The following is a 13,991-nucleotide window of genomic DNA, read 5'->3' on the forward strand; positions in this document are numbered from 1 at the left end:
GGGTCTGGCGTCGGCCGGGCCCCCGCTGTTTCTTTCACGCGTATGATGACCCGCTTCCGCTTCACCACCGCCGGCGAGAGCCACGGGCCCGCGCTGGCCGCGATCGTAGAGGGGCTTCCCGCCGGGGTGCCGGTTTCGGCCGAGGAGATCGACCGCGAGCTGCGCCGCCGCCAGGGGGGCTACGGCCGCGGCGGACGGATGCGCATCGAGAGCGACCGCGCGGAGATCCTTTCCGGCGTGCGGCACGGCGAAACGCTGGGCTCGCCCGTCACCCTCCTCGTGCGCAACCGCGACTGGGCCAACTGGACCGCGGCGATGTCGGCCGCGCCGGTGGAGAACGAGGGCGACGACGAGGCCATGCGCCGCGTCTTCCTCCCGCGCCCGGGGCACGCGGACCTGGTGGGAAGCCTGAAGTACGACCGCACCGACGCGCGCGACATCCTGGAGCGCGCCAGCGCGCGCGAGACGGCGGCGCGCGTGGCGGCCGGCGCGCTGGCGAAGCGGCTGCTGGCGGAGGCGGGGATCACGGTCGGGAGCCACGTGGTCTCCATCGGCGGGATCGTGGCCGGGCGGCCGGACGAGATGCCGGAGGACCTGAACGCCGCGTCGGATCCCTCTCCCGTGCGCTGCCTGGACGCGGAAGCCGAGGGGCGGATGATCGACGCGATCGACGCCGCGAAGCGCGCGGGGGATACGCTGGGCGGCGTGGTGGAGGTGGTGGCGCGCGGGGTGCCCGCGGGGCTGGGCTCGCACGTGAGCTGGGACAGGAAGGTCGATGGGCGGCTGGCGGGCGCGCTGATGTCGGTCCAGGCGATCAAGGGGGTGGAGATCGGCCTGGGCTTCGAGGCGGCGATGCGGCCGGGGTCGCGCGTGCACGACGCCATCCGGCTGGACGACGCGCTGGAGCGGGGCGGGGGATACGGCCGCGCGGGGAACAACGCGGGCGGGCTGGAGGGCGGGATCACCACCGGGCAGCCGGTGATCGTCCGCGCGGCGATGAAGCCGATCTCCACGCTGATGCAGCCGCTGGAGACGGTGGACCTGCGCACCGGCGAGCGCGCGGAGGCCGTGCGCGAGCGCTCCGACGTCTGCGCCGTGCCCGCGGCCGGCGTGGTGGCCGAGGCGATGGTGGCGATGGTGCTGGCCGACGCGCTGCTGGAGAAGGTCGGCGGCGACTCGCTGGCCGAGGTGCGCCGCAACCTGGACGGCTACCTGGAGCGGATCCGCGAGCGCGGGGTGTTCGCGGGGGCGTGAGGAACTCCGCGCGGGAGTGGAGACGGTGCGTCTCCGCGGCATCGCGCCCTCTCCGGCCGGCCTAGGCCGTCCACCTCTCCCGTACCGGGAGAGGGTCGCGCCCTCCGGCGCGGGGTGAGGGCGGCGCGAGCGCTCGGACGCGCAGCCCGGGTCCGCGCCTCGGGCGCGGAACACGCCCGAGCCTTGTAGTTTCAAAGCAAACCCGCCTCGCGCCGCATGCCCGCCGATCCGCAGAACCCCATCGAACGCGTCGTGCTGCTGGGCTTCATGGCGGCGGGGAAGACGGAGACCGGGGCGGAGCTGGCGCGGCTCCTGGGGTGGGCGCACGTGGACCTGGACCGCGAGATCGAGCGCCGCGCCGGGCGCCGCGTAGCCGAGATCTTCGCCGCGGACGGCGAGGCCCGCTTCCGGGAGATGGAGGCGGAGGCGACGCGGGAGACTGCCCGCCGCTCCGGCATCGTGCTGTCGCCCGGCGGGGGGTGGATCACCCGCGCGGAGAACCTGGAGGCGCTGGGGGCGGGGACGCTTTCCGTGTGGCTCCAGGTCTCCGCGGAAGAGGCGGTGCGGCGGGCGGCGTCCAGGCCGGGGGAACGCCCCTTGCTGGCCGGGCCGGACCCGCTGGCCGCGGCCCGCCGGCTGCTGGACGAGCGCGCGCCGCTGTACGCCCGCGCCGCGCTGCACCTGACGACCGAAGCACGCTCGCCCGCCCAGGTGGCGGCGATCATCGAAGCTGAATTGCGGGCCCGTGGCGGCCCGGCCTGATCAAACCCGCACACCAATTCATGGCGGACAAGAAGAAGACCCGGCTGGTGGTGGTGGAAAGCCCCACGAAAGCCAAGACCATCCGCTCGTTCCTCCCGGCCGGCTACCGCGTGGCCGCGTCGATGGGCCACGTGCGCGACCTTCCCGAGTCGGCCAGCGAGATCCCCGCCACGCTGAAGGGGCAGGAGTGGGCGCGCCTGGGCGTGAACGTGGACAACGACTTCGAGCCCGTCTATGTGATCCCCGGCGGGAAGCGCAAGGTGGTGAGCGAGCTGCGCGAGCTGCTGAAGGACGCCGACGAGCTGGTGGTCGCCACCGACGAAGACCGCGAGGGCGAGAGCATCGGCTGGCACCTGGTGGAGGTCCTGAAGCCCAAGGTGCCGTGCTCGCGGATCGTCTTCCACGAGATCACCCCCGAGGCTATCCGCGCCGCGCTGGAGCACCCGCGCCGCATCGACGACGACCTGGTGCGCGCGCAGGAGACGCGGCGCATCCTCGATCGTCTCGTCGGCTACACGGTCAGCCCGCTGCTGTGGAAGAAGATCGCCACCGGGCTATCCGCCGGCCGCGTGCAGTCCGTCGCCGTCCGCCTGCTGGTCGTCCGCGAGCGGGAGCGGCGCGCGTTCCGCTCGGCCGTGTACTGGGACCTGAAGGCGTCGCTGCTGCGGGGCGTTGCGCCCTTCTCCGCGATGCTGCAGTCGGTGGGCGGGAAGCGGGTGGCCACCGGGCGCGACTTCGACGAGAACACCGGGCGGCTGAAGACGCAGGGTGTCGTCCTCCTCGGATCGGAGGAGGCCACGGCGCTGCGCGAGCGGCTGCAGGACGCGGCGTGGAAGGTGGTGGAGACGGAGGAGAAGCCCTCCATCCGCCGCCCCTACCCGCCGTTCACCACCTCCACGCTGCAGCAGGAGGCCAACCGCAAGCTGCGCCTGTCCTCGCGCGACACCATGCGCATCGCGCAGCGGCTGTACGAGGAGGGGTTCATCACCTATATGCGCACCGACTCGGTCCACCTTTCGGACCAGGCGATGAAGGCGGCGCGCACCCGCATCCGCGCACTGTACGGCGAGGAGTATCTCAGTCCGTCGCCCCGCCAGTTCACGACGACGAGCAAGGGCGCGCAGGAGGCCCACGAGGCCATCCGCCCCGCGGGGACGGAGATGCGCACGCCCGAGGAGACGGGGCTGCGCGGGCAGGAGGCGGCGCTGTACGAACTGATCTGGAAGCGCACGGTGGCCAGCCAGATGGCCGACGCGCGCCAGACGCACCTGACGGCGCTGATCGAGGCGGCGGACGCGGTATTCCGCGCAAGCGGCAAGCGGATCGACTTCCCCGGCTTCTTCCGCGCCTACGTGGAGGGATCGGACGATCCGGACGCGGCGCTGGAGGACCGCGAGGAGCCGCTTCCGCCGCTGGCGCGCGGCGACAGCGTGGCGCTGCGCGGGCTGGAGGCGCTGAAGCACGAGACCCAGCCGCCGGCGCGCTACACCGAGGCCACGCTGGTGAAGATGCTGGAGGCGGAGGGGATCGGCCGCCCGAGCACGTATGCGTCCATCATCGGCACCATCATCGACCGCGGCTACGTGGAGCGGGTGTCGAACCAGCTGGTGCCCACCTTCACCGCCTTCGCCGTCACCACGCTGCTGGAGAAGAACTTCCCGCACCTGGTGGACACGCGCTTCACGGCGCGGATGGAGGAGCAGCTGGACGAGATCGCGGAGGGCGAGGCGGAGTGGCTGCCGTACCTGCGCGACTTCTTCTCCGGCCCCGAGGGGCTGGGCGAGATGGTGAACCGGGGGCAGGCGGAGATCGACCCCCGCGAGGCGAGTACCGTCCACCTGGAAGGCCTCCCGGCGCGGGTGCGGATCGGGCGCTTCGGGCCGTTCGTGGAGCGCGAGGAGGGCGAGGGGACGGTGACCGCGTCGCTCCCCGACGGGATCGCGCCGGCGGACCTCTCCGAGGAGCAGGTGGAGCGCCTGGTCCGCGCGAAGACGGAGGGGCCGGAAAAGCTGGGGATCGATCCCGATACGGGGAAGCCGGTGCTGATGCTGGAGGGGCGCTTCGGCCCGTACGTGCAGCTGGGCGAGGCGACGGAGGACGAGAAGAAGCCCAAGCGCGCCTCGCTGCCCAAGGGGATGAACCCCGCGGAGGTGACGCTGGAGATGGCACTGCGCTGGCTCTCGCTCCCGCGCACCCTTGGCAAGCACCCGGACGACGGCGAGGAGGTGAAGGCGGGGATCGGGCGCTTCGGCCCGTTCGTGGTGCACGGCAACGACTTCCGCTCGCTGGAGAAGACGGATGACGTGTACACCGTGGCCTTCGAGCGCGCGATCGAGCTGCTGTCGAAGCCCAAGGGCGGGCGCGGCCAGCGGAAGGCGATCGAGCCGCTGCGCACGCTGGGCGCGCACCCGGCGAACGGCGAGCCGGTGACGCTGTGGGAGGGCCGCTACGGCCCCTACGTGAAGCACGGCGACGTGAACGCGTCGCTGCCGAAGGGTGTATCCCCCGACGACTTCACGCTCGAGGCAGCGGTGCCGCTCCTGGCCGAGCGCGCGCTGACCGCCAAGCCCGCGAAGGGCCGGCGCGGGGCGGCGAAGCGCGGCGCGGCATCGTCGCCGCGCTCCACCACGCGCACGGCAAAGTCGGCGGCTACGAAGGCGTCCGCGGCGAAGAAGCCCTCAACCGCCAAGCCGAAGTCGAAGACGGCGGCGAGCGCAAAGAAGGCCGCCGCGAAGAAGGCGACGACGCGGCGGGCGGCTCCGAAGTAGGAATTGCGGGACGAAATTCGGCGCGATTCCGCGGCGCCGCGCCCTCTCCGGCCGGCTTAGGCCGTCCACCTCTCCCGTACCGGGAGAGGTAGCTGGGCGAGATCTGTGCTCGGGGCGATATCTTGCCCGCCCGGCTGGGCTCGGACAGCGTCACCGGCACGCAGAAGCTTGAGTGTCATGGTGGGTTGCAGGGCGCACCAATGCCGGATAGCCCCCTCGCCCGGTACGGGAGAGGGCGAGCGCTCCAAGGCGCGGGGAGAGGGCGGCGCGAGGCCTCGGGCACGCACCGCAGCCGGGTAGCGCGGAACTGGCGGCCGCAGCGATGTGGGGTAGACGAGCGAGGCCGCCGCCGCAGTCCGCGAAGGCGGACTTTGTGCTTTTGTTGCAGCGAATTTATTCGCCTTTCCGGGGCTGAGTGGGGGCCTCCGGTGCCCGGTTCAGCCTCGGATCAGATTCCGAGCCTGAGTCTTCGGCTGGGGCGAATTCGATCCATACTGGGAGATTGAAGGCATGGCGGAAGTGACGGTCGTCGGGGGCGGGCTCTCGGGCTCGGAGGCGGCGTACCAGCTGGCGGAGCGCGGGCACGACGTGACCCTGCACGAGATGCGGCCGGTGCGCGGCACCCCCGCGCACCAGACCGACCGGCTGGGCGAGATCGTCTGCTCCAACACCTTCAAGAGCGAGGACCCGCACAACGCGCACGGCCTGCTGAAGCTGGAGATGGACGAGCTGGGCGCCGGCGGCTCGCTCCTGCTGGCGTGCGCGCGCGAGAGCCGCATCCCCGGCGGCACGGCGCTCACCGTAGACCGCATCGAGTTCGCCGGGCGGATGACCGCGGCCATCGAGGCGCACCCGCGCATCCGCATCGCCCGCGGCGAGGTGGAGAATCTCCCGTCCGGCCCCGCCATCGTGGCCACCGGCCCGCTGACCTCCGACGCGCTCTCGCTCTCCATCCGCCGCGCGCTGGGGAGCGACCACGGGCTGGCCTTCTTCGACGCCATTGCCCCCGTGGTCAGCGACGAGTCGCTGGACAAGGAGCAGCTCTTCGCCGCCAGCCGCTGGGGGAAGGGCGAGGGCGACGACTACCTGAACGCGCCGATGACGAAGGAGCAGTACGACGCCTTCATCGAGGCGCTGCGGACGGGCGAGGAGTACGCCGGGCACGACTGGGAGAACGTTCCCTACTTCGAAGGGTGCCTGCCGATCGAGGTGATGGCGCACCGCGGGCCGGAGACGCTGCGCTTCGGGCCGATGAAGCCCGTCGGCCTCCCCGTCCCCCAGTGGGGTGGGAAACGGGCGTGGGCGGTCATCCAGCTGCGCCGCGAGGACCGCGCGGGGCAGATGTGGAACCTGGTGGGCTTCCAGACGCGGCTGAAGATCCCCGAGCAGAAGCGCATCTTCCGCACGATTCCGGGGCTGGAGAACGCCGAGTTCCTGCGCTGGGGCTCCATCCACCGCAACACGTACCTGAACTTCCCCGCGGCGCTCACCGCGCACGGCTCGCTGCCAGACCGGCCGGAGCTGATGTTCGCCGGGCAGATTACGGGCGTGGAGGGGTATACCGAGTCGACCGCCATCGGCATCCTGGCCGCGGCGAACCTGGACCGCGTGGTCCGCGGGCTCGACCCCGTCATCCCCCCGCCGACCACCATGATGGGCGGGCTGATGCGCTACCTGCGCGAGAGCGACCCGGCGCACTTCGCCCCCATGAACTCCAACTTCGGGCTGATCGACCCGCTGGAGACCGGCGGGAAGAAGATGAAGAAGGAGGAGAAGCGCGAGCGGCTGGTGGAGCGCGCCCGCGCCGACTTCGGCGCGTGGATGGACGCCCACGACCTGCGCGTGGCCGAGCCCGCCGCGCGGGGATGACGGACGCCGCCCGCCCGCCCGTGCCGCTGCCGCCGCGCGACGAGGCCGGCGACTTCCTGCGCTGGATCGCGCACGAGCGCCAGCTCTCGCCGCAGACGGTGCGGGCGTACACGGACGACCTGGGCGAGTTCGAGGCCTTCCTGGACCGCTACTACGGCTCCGGCGAGTGGACCTGGGCGGGGGTCGACCGCCTCTCCATCCGCAGCTTCATGGGTGACTGCGCCACCCGCCGCGGGCTCGCGAAGAGCAGCATCGCCCGCAAGCTGTCGGCGATCCGCTCGTTCTACCGCTACCTGCACGTGGAGGAGCGGGTGGACGCGAACCCGGCGAAGGCCGTCCGCACGCCGAAGAAGGACCGCACGCTTCCCGGCTTCCTGACGCGCGAGCAGATGGACGCCATCTTCGCCGACGCCGAGGTGCGCGCGGGCGACGGCGGCTTCCACGGAATGCGCAACCTGGCCATCGTGGAGCTGTTCTACTCCACGGGGATGCGGCTGAGCGAGCTGCAGGGGCTGAACGTAGACGACCTGGACGTCGTGAGCGAGCGGGTGAAGGTGCGGGGGAAAGGGCGCAAGGAGCGCATCGTGCCCGTGGGCCGGCTGGCGGTGCGCGCGCTGCGGCACTACTACGAGGGGCGCGCGCTGGTCCTCGCCGCATCCACTCGGGGAGACCGGCGGGCGATCTTCGTCGGCCAGACGGGAAAGCGGCTGACGGTGCGCGCGATCCAGAACATCGTGAAGGCGTTCCTGAAGCAGGTGGGCGACGAGCACGGGCTGTCCACGCACTCGCTCCGCCACACCTTCGCCACGCACCTGCTGGACGGCGGCGCGGACCTGATGGCGGTGAAGGAGCTGCTCGGCCACGCCAGCCTTTCGACCACGCAGATCTACACGCACACGTCCAAGGAGCGGCTGAAGCAGGTGTACCGGCAGGCGCACCCGAGGGCATGAACAGAAGTACGAAAGTACGGAAGTACGGAAGTACGAAACTGATCGGCATCTCCCGATGTTTGTGGGGGGAAAATGCGGCTGAAGCCGCGGCTACAACGGCACACAGTCCGCCTTCGCGGACTCGCGCTGGCGTGGGGCGCGGCGGCGGTGCGCGCCCGAGGCAACGGGCGAAACCGCGAGGAATCCGGCGCGTAAATCGGATGCGCGCTTGCGGTGTACAGAGCAGGGAGCGAGCTTGCCCCAGCCGGAGCGCTGGGGTAAATCGTTTCGGGACCGCGGCGTCGCGGCGGAATGCGCGGGAATGAAGTCCGCGAAGGCGGACTGCGTGCGGTTGTAGCCGCGAGTTTACTCGCATTTTGGGATATCCATCGCTCGCGTCTTCTTCGCCTGGGACGCGAGCGGGATTGGGATCGGACGAGACCGGTTACGGGAGATAGATGAGCATTCAGACGTGGCACGCCACCACCATCCTGGCCGTCCGCCGCGACGGCAAGGTCGCGCTGGGCGGCGACGGGCAGGTGACCACCGGCGACATCGTGGCCAAGAGCACCGCGGTGAAGGTCCGCAAGCTGCGCGACGGGCGCATCCTGGCCGGGTTCGCCGGCTCGGTGGCCGACGCCTTCACCCTGTTCGAGAAGTTCGAGGAGAAGCTGGAGCGCTACCCCGGCAACCTTTCCAAGGCCGCCGTGGAGCTGGCCAAGGAGTGGCGCAACGACCGCTACCTGCGCCGCCTGGAGGCGCTGCTGGCGGTGGCCGACCGGCAGCACACCTACATGATCAGTGGCACCGGCGACGTGATCGAGCCGGACGACGACATCGTGGCCATCGGCTCGGGGGGCGCGTACGCGCTGGCGGCGGCGCGCGCGCTGAAGGAGCACTCCTCGCTCACCGCGCCCGAGATCGTGCGCCGCGGGCTGGAGATCGCCGGCGAGATCTGCATCTACACGAACACCAACATCACCGTGCTGGAGCTGGAGTGAGCGGGTTTCATCTCCATCCCCCCGCTCCCCTGAGACAGGAATAGAATGGCGACGAACGACACCGAGATCCGGCAGGACCCCCCGAAGCCCGCGCGCAGGGATGGCGGCAAGACCGAGGACGGCGAGCCGCAGCCCTGGCTGGACGAGCTGACGCCCCGCGGCATCGTGGCCGAGCTGGACAAGTACATCGTGGGGCAGCGCGAGGCCAAGAAGGCCGTGGCCATCGCGCTGCGCAACCGCTGGCGCCGCCAGCGGGTGGACGACGAGCTGCGCGACGAGATCGTCCCCAACAACATCATCATGATCGGCCCCACCGGCGTGGGGAAGACCGAGATCGCCCGCCGCCTGGCCCGCCTGGCCGGCGCGCCGTTCGTGAAGGTGGAGGCCAGCAAGTTCACCGAGGTGGGCTACGTGGGCCGCGACGTGGAGTCGATGGTCCGCGATCTCGTCGATGCCGCCGTGAACATGGTGCGCACCGACCGCGAGGACGAGGTGCAGGAGGTGGCCGAGCAGCGCGTGGAGGAGCGGCTGCTGGACCTTCTCATCCCCCCGGTGGAGGGCGAGAAGCAGGGACCGCCGCAGGCGCCCGCCCCGCCGAAGGACGCCGACGGGACGCCGCGCGTGTTCGTGGCCGGTCCGCAGGGCTCCGTGGAGCGCCGCGAGGACGCCGAGGTGCGCGAGCGGCGGGAGCGGACGCGCGAGAAGTTCCGCCAGCTGCTGCAGGACGGGAAGCTGGAAGACCGCGAGGTGGAGGTCGAGGTCACGCAGAGCATGCCCATCGAGAACATGATGATCCCGATGGGCGGCGGGATGGACGGGATGGACGGCAACCTGATGGACATGCTGCAGGACATGCTGCCCAAGAAGTCCAAGCGCCGCAACGTGACCGTGAGCGAGGCCCGGCGCATCCTGCTGCAGGACGAGCTGGACAAGCTGGTGAACATGGACGAGGTGGTGAACGAGGCGCTGGACCGCGTGGAGGAGATGGGGATCATCTTCCTCGACGAGATCGACAAGATCGCGGGCGACCACGGCGGCGCGGGCCCCGACGTGTCGCGCGAGGGGGTGCAGCGCGACCTGCTGCCCGTGGTCGAGGGCTCGACGGTGCAGACCAAGTACGGGATCGTGCGCACCGACCACATCCTGTTCATCGCCGCGGGCGCGTTCCACGTGGCCAAGCCCAGCGACCTGATCCCCGAGCTGCAGGGCCGCTTCCCCATCCGCGTGGAGCTGAAGTCGCTCACCGAGGCGGACTTCGTGCGCATCCTCACCGAGCCGAAGAACGCGCTGCTGACGCAGTACCGCGCGCTGGTGGCGGCCGAGGGAGCCACGCTTGAGTTCAGCGACGACGGGGTGAACGAGATTGCCCGCATCGCCGCGCAGGTGAACGAGCGGATGGAGAACATCGGCGCGCGCCGCCTGCACACGGTGCTGACGACGCTGCTGGAGGACATCCTCTTCGACCTCCCCGAGCTGGAGATGAAGGAGATTCGCATCGACGCCGACACCGTGCGCAACCGCCTGAAGGACATCGTGGAGGACGAGGACCTGCGGAAGTACATCCTGTAGATCTCCATCTGTCGAAGCACAGGAAAGCGGCGCATCCACCGATCGCATGGATGCGCCGTCTTCCTTGGACCTCACGCGGAGACGCGGAGACGCAGAGAACTCAACGCGAGCACGAAGTTCTCCGCGTCTCTCCGCGTCTCCGCGTGAGATCTGCCGTTTCTACCGGTCGCGCACCTCGTCCGGCGTGGTGCTCTCGACGCGGCGGCTCTGCGCCTCGAGGGCATCGCGGTTGCGCTCGGCGTTCTCCACGTGCGACTGCGCGGCGGAGGTGTCCTCGGAGGCGCCGCCGGTGCCCGAGCCGCTCATCTCGCCGCCCTGGCCCTGGCTCGGGTCGAGCCCGCGGATCGGCTGGTCCACGCTGTCCGGCGCCGTGGCCTCGGTGCGCCGGGCCTGCGCCTCCAGCGCGTCGCGGTTCTCCTCCGCGCTGCGCACGTGCTCGCGCGCCTGCGACGGATCTTCCGACCCCTGCCCGTTGCTGCCGCCAGAGAACTGGTCCATCGTTCGCTCCCGGTGATCGTTCCCGCCTGTGCATGGACCGGCCGGGAGGGGCAACTTCCATTCCGATCCGCCTACCCGCCCGTCCAGATCCCGGCGAAGACGCCGCTCCGCACCAGCTCGGCCGCAGCCTCGATGTCGGGCGCCAGCACGCGATCGCGGTCCAGCGGGGGGATGCGCTCGCGGACGAGGGCGTACGCGCGCTCCACGCCGCGCCCCGGGCGCAGCGGCTTGCGGTGCTCCAGCCCCTGCGCGGCGATCATCAGCTCCAGCCCCAGCACCGTCTGCACGTTCGCCAGCACGCGCCGCAGCTTCAGCGCGCTCGCCATCCCCATGCTCACGTGGTCTTCCTTCCCCGCGCCGGTGGGGATGGAGTCCACGCTCGCGGGCGTCGCCAGCACCTTGCACTCGTTCACCAGCGCCGCGGCGGTGATCTGGGCGATCATGAAGCCGCTGCTGACGCCCGCGTCGCCGGTCAGGAAGGGCGGCAGGTCGCCCGACAGGTCGGGGTTCACCAGCCGCTCGATCCGCCGCTCGGAGATGGACGCGAGGTCCGCCAGGGCGATGGCGAGGAGATCCAGCACCTGCGCGATCGGCTGGCCGTGGAAGTTGCCGCCGCTGATCACCAGCCCGCCGTCCTCGTCCGGGAAGATGAGCGGGTTGTCGGTGGCGCTGTTGGCCTCCGTCTCCAGCACCTGGCGCACGTAGGCGAAGGCGTTGCGCGCGGCGCCGTGCACCTGCGGCATGCACCGCAGGGAGTACGCGTCCTGCACGCGCGGGTCGCCGTAGCGATGGCTCTCGCGGATCTCGCTGTCGGCCAGCAGCGCGCGCAGGCGCTCGGCGCTGGCGGCCTGGCCGGGGTGCGGGCGGGCGCGCATGATGGCCGGATGGAAGGCGTCCGGCGTCCCCCGCAGCGCCTCGAGCGACATCGCCCCCGCGACGTCCGCCGTCTCCACCGCGCGCTCGGCGCCGAGGAGGGCGAGCGCGCCGATCCCCGTCATCACCTGCGTGCCGTTGTTCAGCGCGAGGCCCTCCTTCGCCTGCAGCCTGAGCGGCTCGACGCCCGCGCGGCGCAGCGCCTCGGCTCCGGAGACGACCTCGCCGCCGATCTCCGCCTCGCCCTCGCCGACCAGCACGAGGGCGAGATGGGAGAGCGGTGCCAGGTCGCCCGACGCGCCGACGGAGCCCTGCTCGGGGATGACGGGGTGGACGCCGCGGTTCAGCAGGTCCAGCAGCCGCTCGACGACCACCGGGCGGACGCCGGAGAAGCCCTTGGCGAGGACGTTGGCGCGCAGCAGGGTGATGGCACGCACCTCGGCGCGCGCAAGGCCGGGGCCGGTGCCGCAGGCGTGCGAGCGGATGAGGTTGATCTGCAGCTCCTCGATGCGGTCCAGCGGGATCACCGTCTCCGCCAGCCGCCCGAAGCCGGTGGTCACGCCGTACACCACCGCGCCGCGATGGATGGCGTCCTCCACGATGGCCCGCGAGCGGAGGATGCGCTCCTCCACCCCCGCCGCCAGCGCGACTTCCGCGTCGCCGCCGGCCGCCACGCGCTCCAGCTCCTCCAGCGTCAGCCCGTCTCCGTCGATCTCGACCCGCTGCATCACGCCTCCGCGTTCGGTGATTGTGGGCGCGAAGAATAGCCGCCCGATCGCACACGCGGCAACGGAGCGCGAGTCCGGCATCCCGGGATCTCACGCGGAGACGCGGAGACGCGGAGGTGTGTTCCCGGCGTCTCCGCGTCCCCGCGGCACATCCCCGCGGACGGAGATTTCATGCGAAGCGGCAGAAGGAGCTGATCGGAAAGGGGATCGGAAGCCTCGCGCGCGCTGGGGAACAAGAGAGGAGAGAATCAATTCTCCCATTCACGTGCCCCTTGACGGGAGATGGAGGAACGATGATTCATTGCGTGTAACGAGTGGCACGAGGGGCAATCCCCGTATCAAGGAGAGAACGATGCCCACGAACACGACGCTCGCCTGCGGCGAGGAGCACCCGACCACCAGCTCCGTTGCGTGCGAGGAGGACTCGTACGCCGCGGTGTCAGTGGACAACCCGTTCGGCTCGTTCTGAGCCGGCGGTCCACACGGCCGGCCCTTTTCCGGCCGGCCCTCACGCACAGGAGGACGCATGACATCCACCACCACCGCCGTGTGCGGCGAAGAGGCCGTTTCCATTCCCCGGTGCGAGCAGGACCGGGACGTCGGCGTCGCCGTCGACAACCCGTTCGGCTCGTTCTGAGCCACGGCGCCGCGGGCGGCCTCCCAGGCCGCCCGCTCTCGTTTTCACTTCTGGCTGGAGATTCGGAGCGTGCTGCTGATCGCGGGCGGTGAGGCGGACTTCAACGTGGAATCCATCGTCACGCGCATGCGGGAGCGCGGGATGGATGGCGAGGTGCTGCGCGTCGGGAAGTCCATCAACCCCGCCGTGACCTGGGACTTCCAGCGCGACCGGCTGAAGCTGGACGGCCGGGAGATCCATCCTTCCGGCGTCTTCCTGCGCTACGACGTGTTTTCCGTGCTGGCCGACAACCGGCCCGCCACGCAGCTCCGCTCGCAGGCGTGGCACATCACCCTGCACGGGTGGCTCCTGTCGCACCCCGGCATCCGCATGCTGAACCGGCGCTACCGCGGCGAGACGAACAAGGCGTTCATCCTGGACCTGGCGCGGCGCGTGGGGCTCGCCATCCCCCGCACGCTCATCACCAACGAGCTGGACGAGCTGGAGCGGCGGGCGGGCGAGCTGGGGCCGATGATCGCCAAGCCGGTGCCCGGCGGCGGCTACGCGCAGATGGTGGAGGACCTGCTGGAGAAGACGGAGCGGCGCGAGGGGCGGTCCGCGGCGCCCGCGTTCGTGCAGCAGCGGCTGGTTCCGCCCGAGGTGCGCGTCTACGGCGTGGGCGCGGGCGAGCGGCGGCGCTTCGTCGCCTTCCGCGTGGAATCCACCGAGCTGGACTACCGCGTGGACAACGAAAGCCGCGTCGTGCACCTCCCCATCGGCGAGGTGGACGCGGCGGCGGTAGCGGGGCTGGGGCGGTTGATGGACGCGCTGGAGATGGACTACGGCGCCGCGGACTTCAAGGCGGACGCGGAGACGGGCGAGCTGCGCTTCCTGGAGGTGAACTCGGGCCCCATGTTCGCCGCCTTCGACGCGGCGAGCGGCCACGCGGTCAGCGACGCGATCCTGGACTGGCTGTCGGGCTGAACGATCGCGCCGGCCGAGCTTGCGGCGCCAGCGGAGGCGGAATCGAGCGGAGATGCCGAGGCTGGGAGTCCGCGAAGGCGGACTTCGGGCCGTTGTTGCCGCGATTTCAATCGCCCTTCGATCCACGCCCAGCCCTCCCA

General features: G+C 71.1%; 10 protein-coding genes. 8 read left to right on the plus strand and 2 right to left on the minus strand.

Features of this window, described 5'->3' with window-relative positions:
• The first annotated feature begins 45 nt into the window (after positions 1-45).
• The 7 genes from aroC (at position 46) to hslU (ending at position 10,152) form a co-directional block, all read left to right on the plus strand.
• The gene (gene aroC / locus VLK66_RS03795; RefSeq protein WP_325308044.1) at positions 46-1,254 is read left to right on the plus strand and encodes a chorismate synthase; all 1,209 of its coding nucleotides are present in this window, start codon (positions 46-48) and stop codon (positions 1,252-1,254) included.
• A gap of 216 nt (positions 1,255-1,470) precedes the next feature.
• Positions 1,471-2,016, plus strand: coding sequence for a shikimate kinase (locus tag VLK66_RS03800; RefSeq protein WP_325308045.1), 546 nt, complete (start codon positions 1,471-1,473; stop codon positions 2,014-2,016).
• Between the two features lie 20 nt (positions 2,017-2,036).
• Complete coding sequence (gene topA, locus VLK66_RS03805; RefSeq protein ID WP_325308046.1) at positions 2,037-4,784, plus strand: type I DNA topoisomerase; 2,748 nt, start codon at positions 2,037-2,039, stop codon at positions 4,782-4,784.
• Between the two features lie 510 nt (positions 4,785-5,294).
• The gene (trmFO, locus tag VLK66_RS03810; protein WP_325308047.1) at positions 5,295-6,653 is read left to right on the plus strand and encodes a methylenetetrahydrofolate--tRNA-(uracil(54)-C(5))-methyltransferase (FADH(2)-oxidizing) TrmFO; all 1,359 of its coding nucleotides are present in this window, start codon (positions 5,295-5,297) and stop codon (positions 6,651-6,653) included.
• Positions 6,650-7,603: a tyrosine recombinase XerC gene (locus VLK66_RS03815; RefSeq protein ID WP_325308048.1), complete on the plus strand. Its 954-nt coding sequence runs from the start codon at positions 6,650-6,652 to the stop codon at positions 7,601-7,603. The genes trmFO and VLK66_RS03815 overlap by 4 nt, the downstream gene beginning before the upstream one ends.
• A 437-nt stretch (positions 7,604-8,040) precedes the next feature.
• Positions 8,041-8,583 carry an ATP-dependent protease subunit HslV gene (gene hslV / locus VLK66_RS03820; protein WP_325308049.1) on the plus strand — a complete coding sequence of 181 codons (543 nt, stop codon included), beginning with the start codon at positions 8,041-8,043 and terminating at the stop codon, positions 8,581-8,583.
• Between the two features lie 45 nt (positions 8,584-8,628).
• Positions 8,629-10,152 carry an ATP-dependent protease ATPase subunit HslU gene (gene hslU, locus VLK66_RS03825; protein WP_325308050.1) on the plus strand — a complete coding sequence of 508 codons (1,524 nt, stop codon included), beginning with the start codon at positions 8,629-8,631 and terminating at the stop codon, positions 10,150-10,152.
• Between the two features lie 159 nt (positions 10,153-10,311).
• On the opposite strand, the gene VLK66_RS03830 is transcribed toward hslU, so the two are convergent.
• Together VLK66_RS03830 and hutH are read right to left on the minus strand one after the other, a co-directional pair.
• Complete coding sequence (locus tag VLK66_RS03830; RefSeq protein WP_325308051.1) at positions 10,312-10,650, minus strand: hypothetical protein; 339 nt, start codon at positions 10,648-10,650, stop codon at positions 10,312-10,314.
• Positions 10,651-10,721: 71 nt separating this feature from the next.
• Positions 10,722-12,251 (minus strand): histidine ammonia-lyase, encoded by a 1,530-nt coding sequence (gene hutH / locus VLK66_RS03835; protein ID WP_325308052.1) that lies wholly within the window; start codon positions 12,249-12,251, stop codon positions 10,722-10,724.
• 706 nt (positions 12,252-12,957) lie between these two features.
• Here hutH and VLK66_RS03840 point away from each other — a divergent pair.
• The gene (locus VLK66_RS03840; RefSeq protein WP_325308053.1) at positions 12,958-13,851 is read left to right on the plus strand and encodes a hypothetical protein; all 894 of its coding nucleotides are present in this window, start codon (positions 12,958-12,960) and stop codon (positions 13,849-13,851) included.
• The last annotated feature ends 140 nt before the right edge of the window (positions 13,852-13,991 follow it).

The organism is Longimicrobium sp. (genome assembly GCF_035474595.1).
Lineage (GTDB): Bacteria > Gemmatimonadota > Gemmatimonadetes > Longimicrobiales > Longimicrobiaceae > Longimicrobium.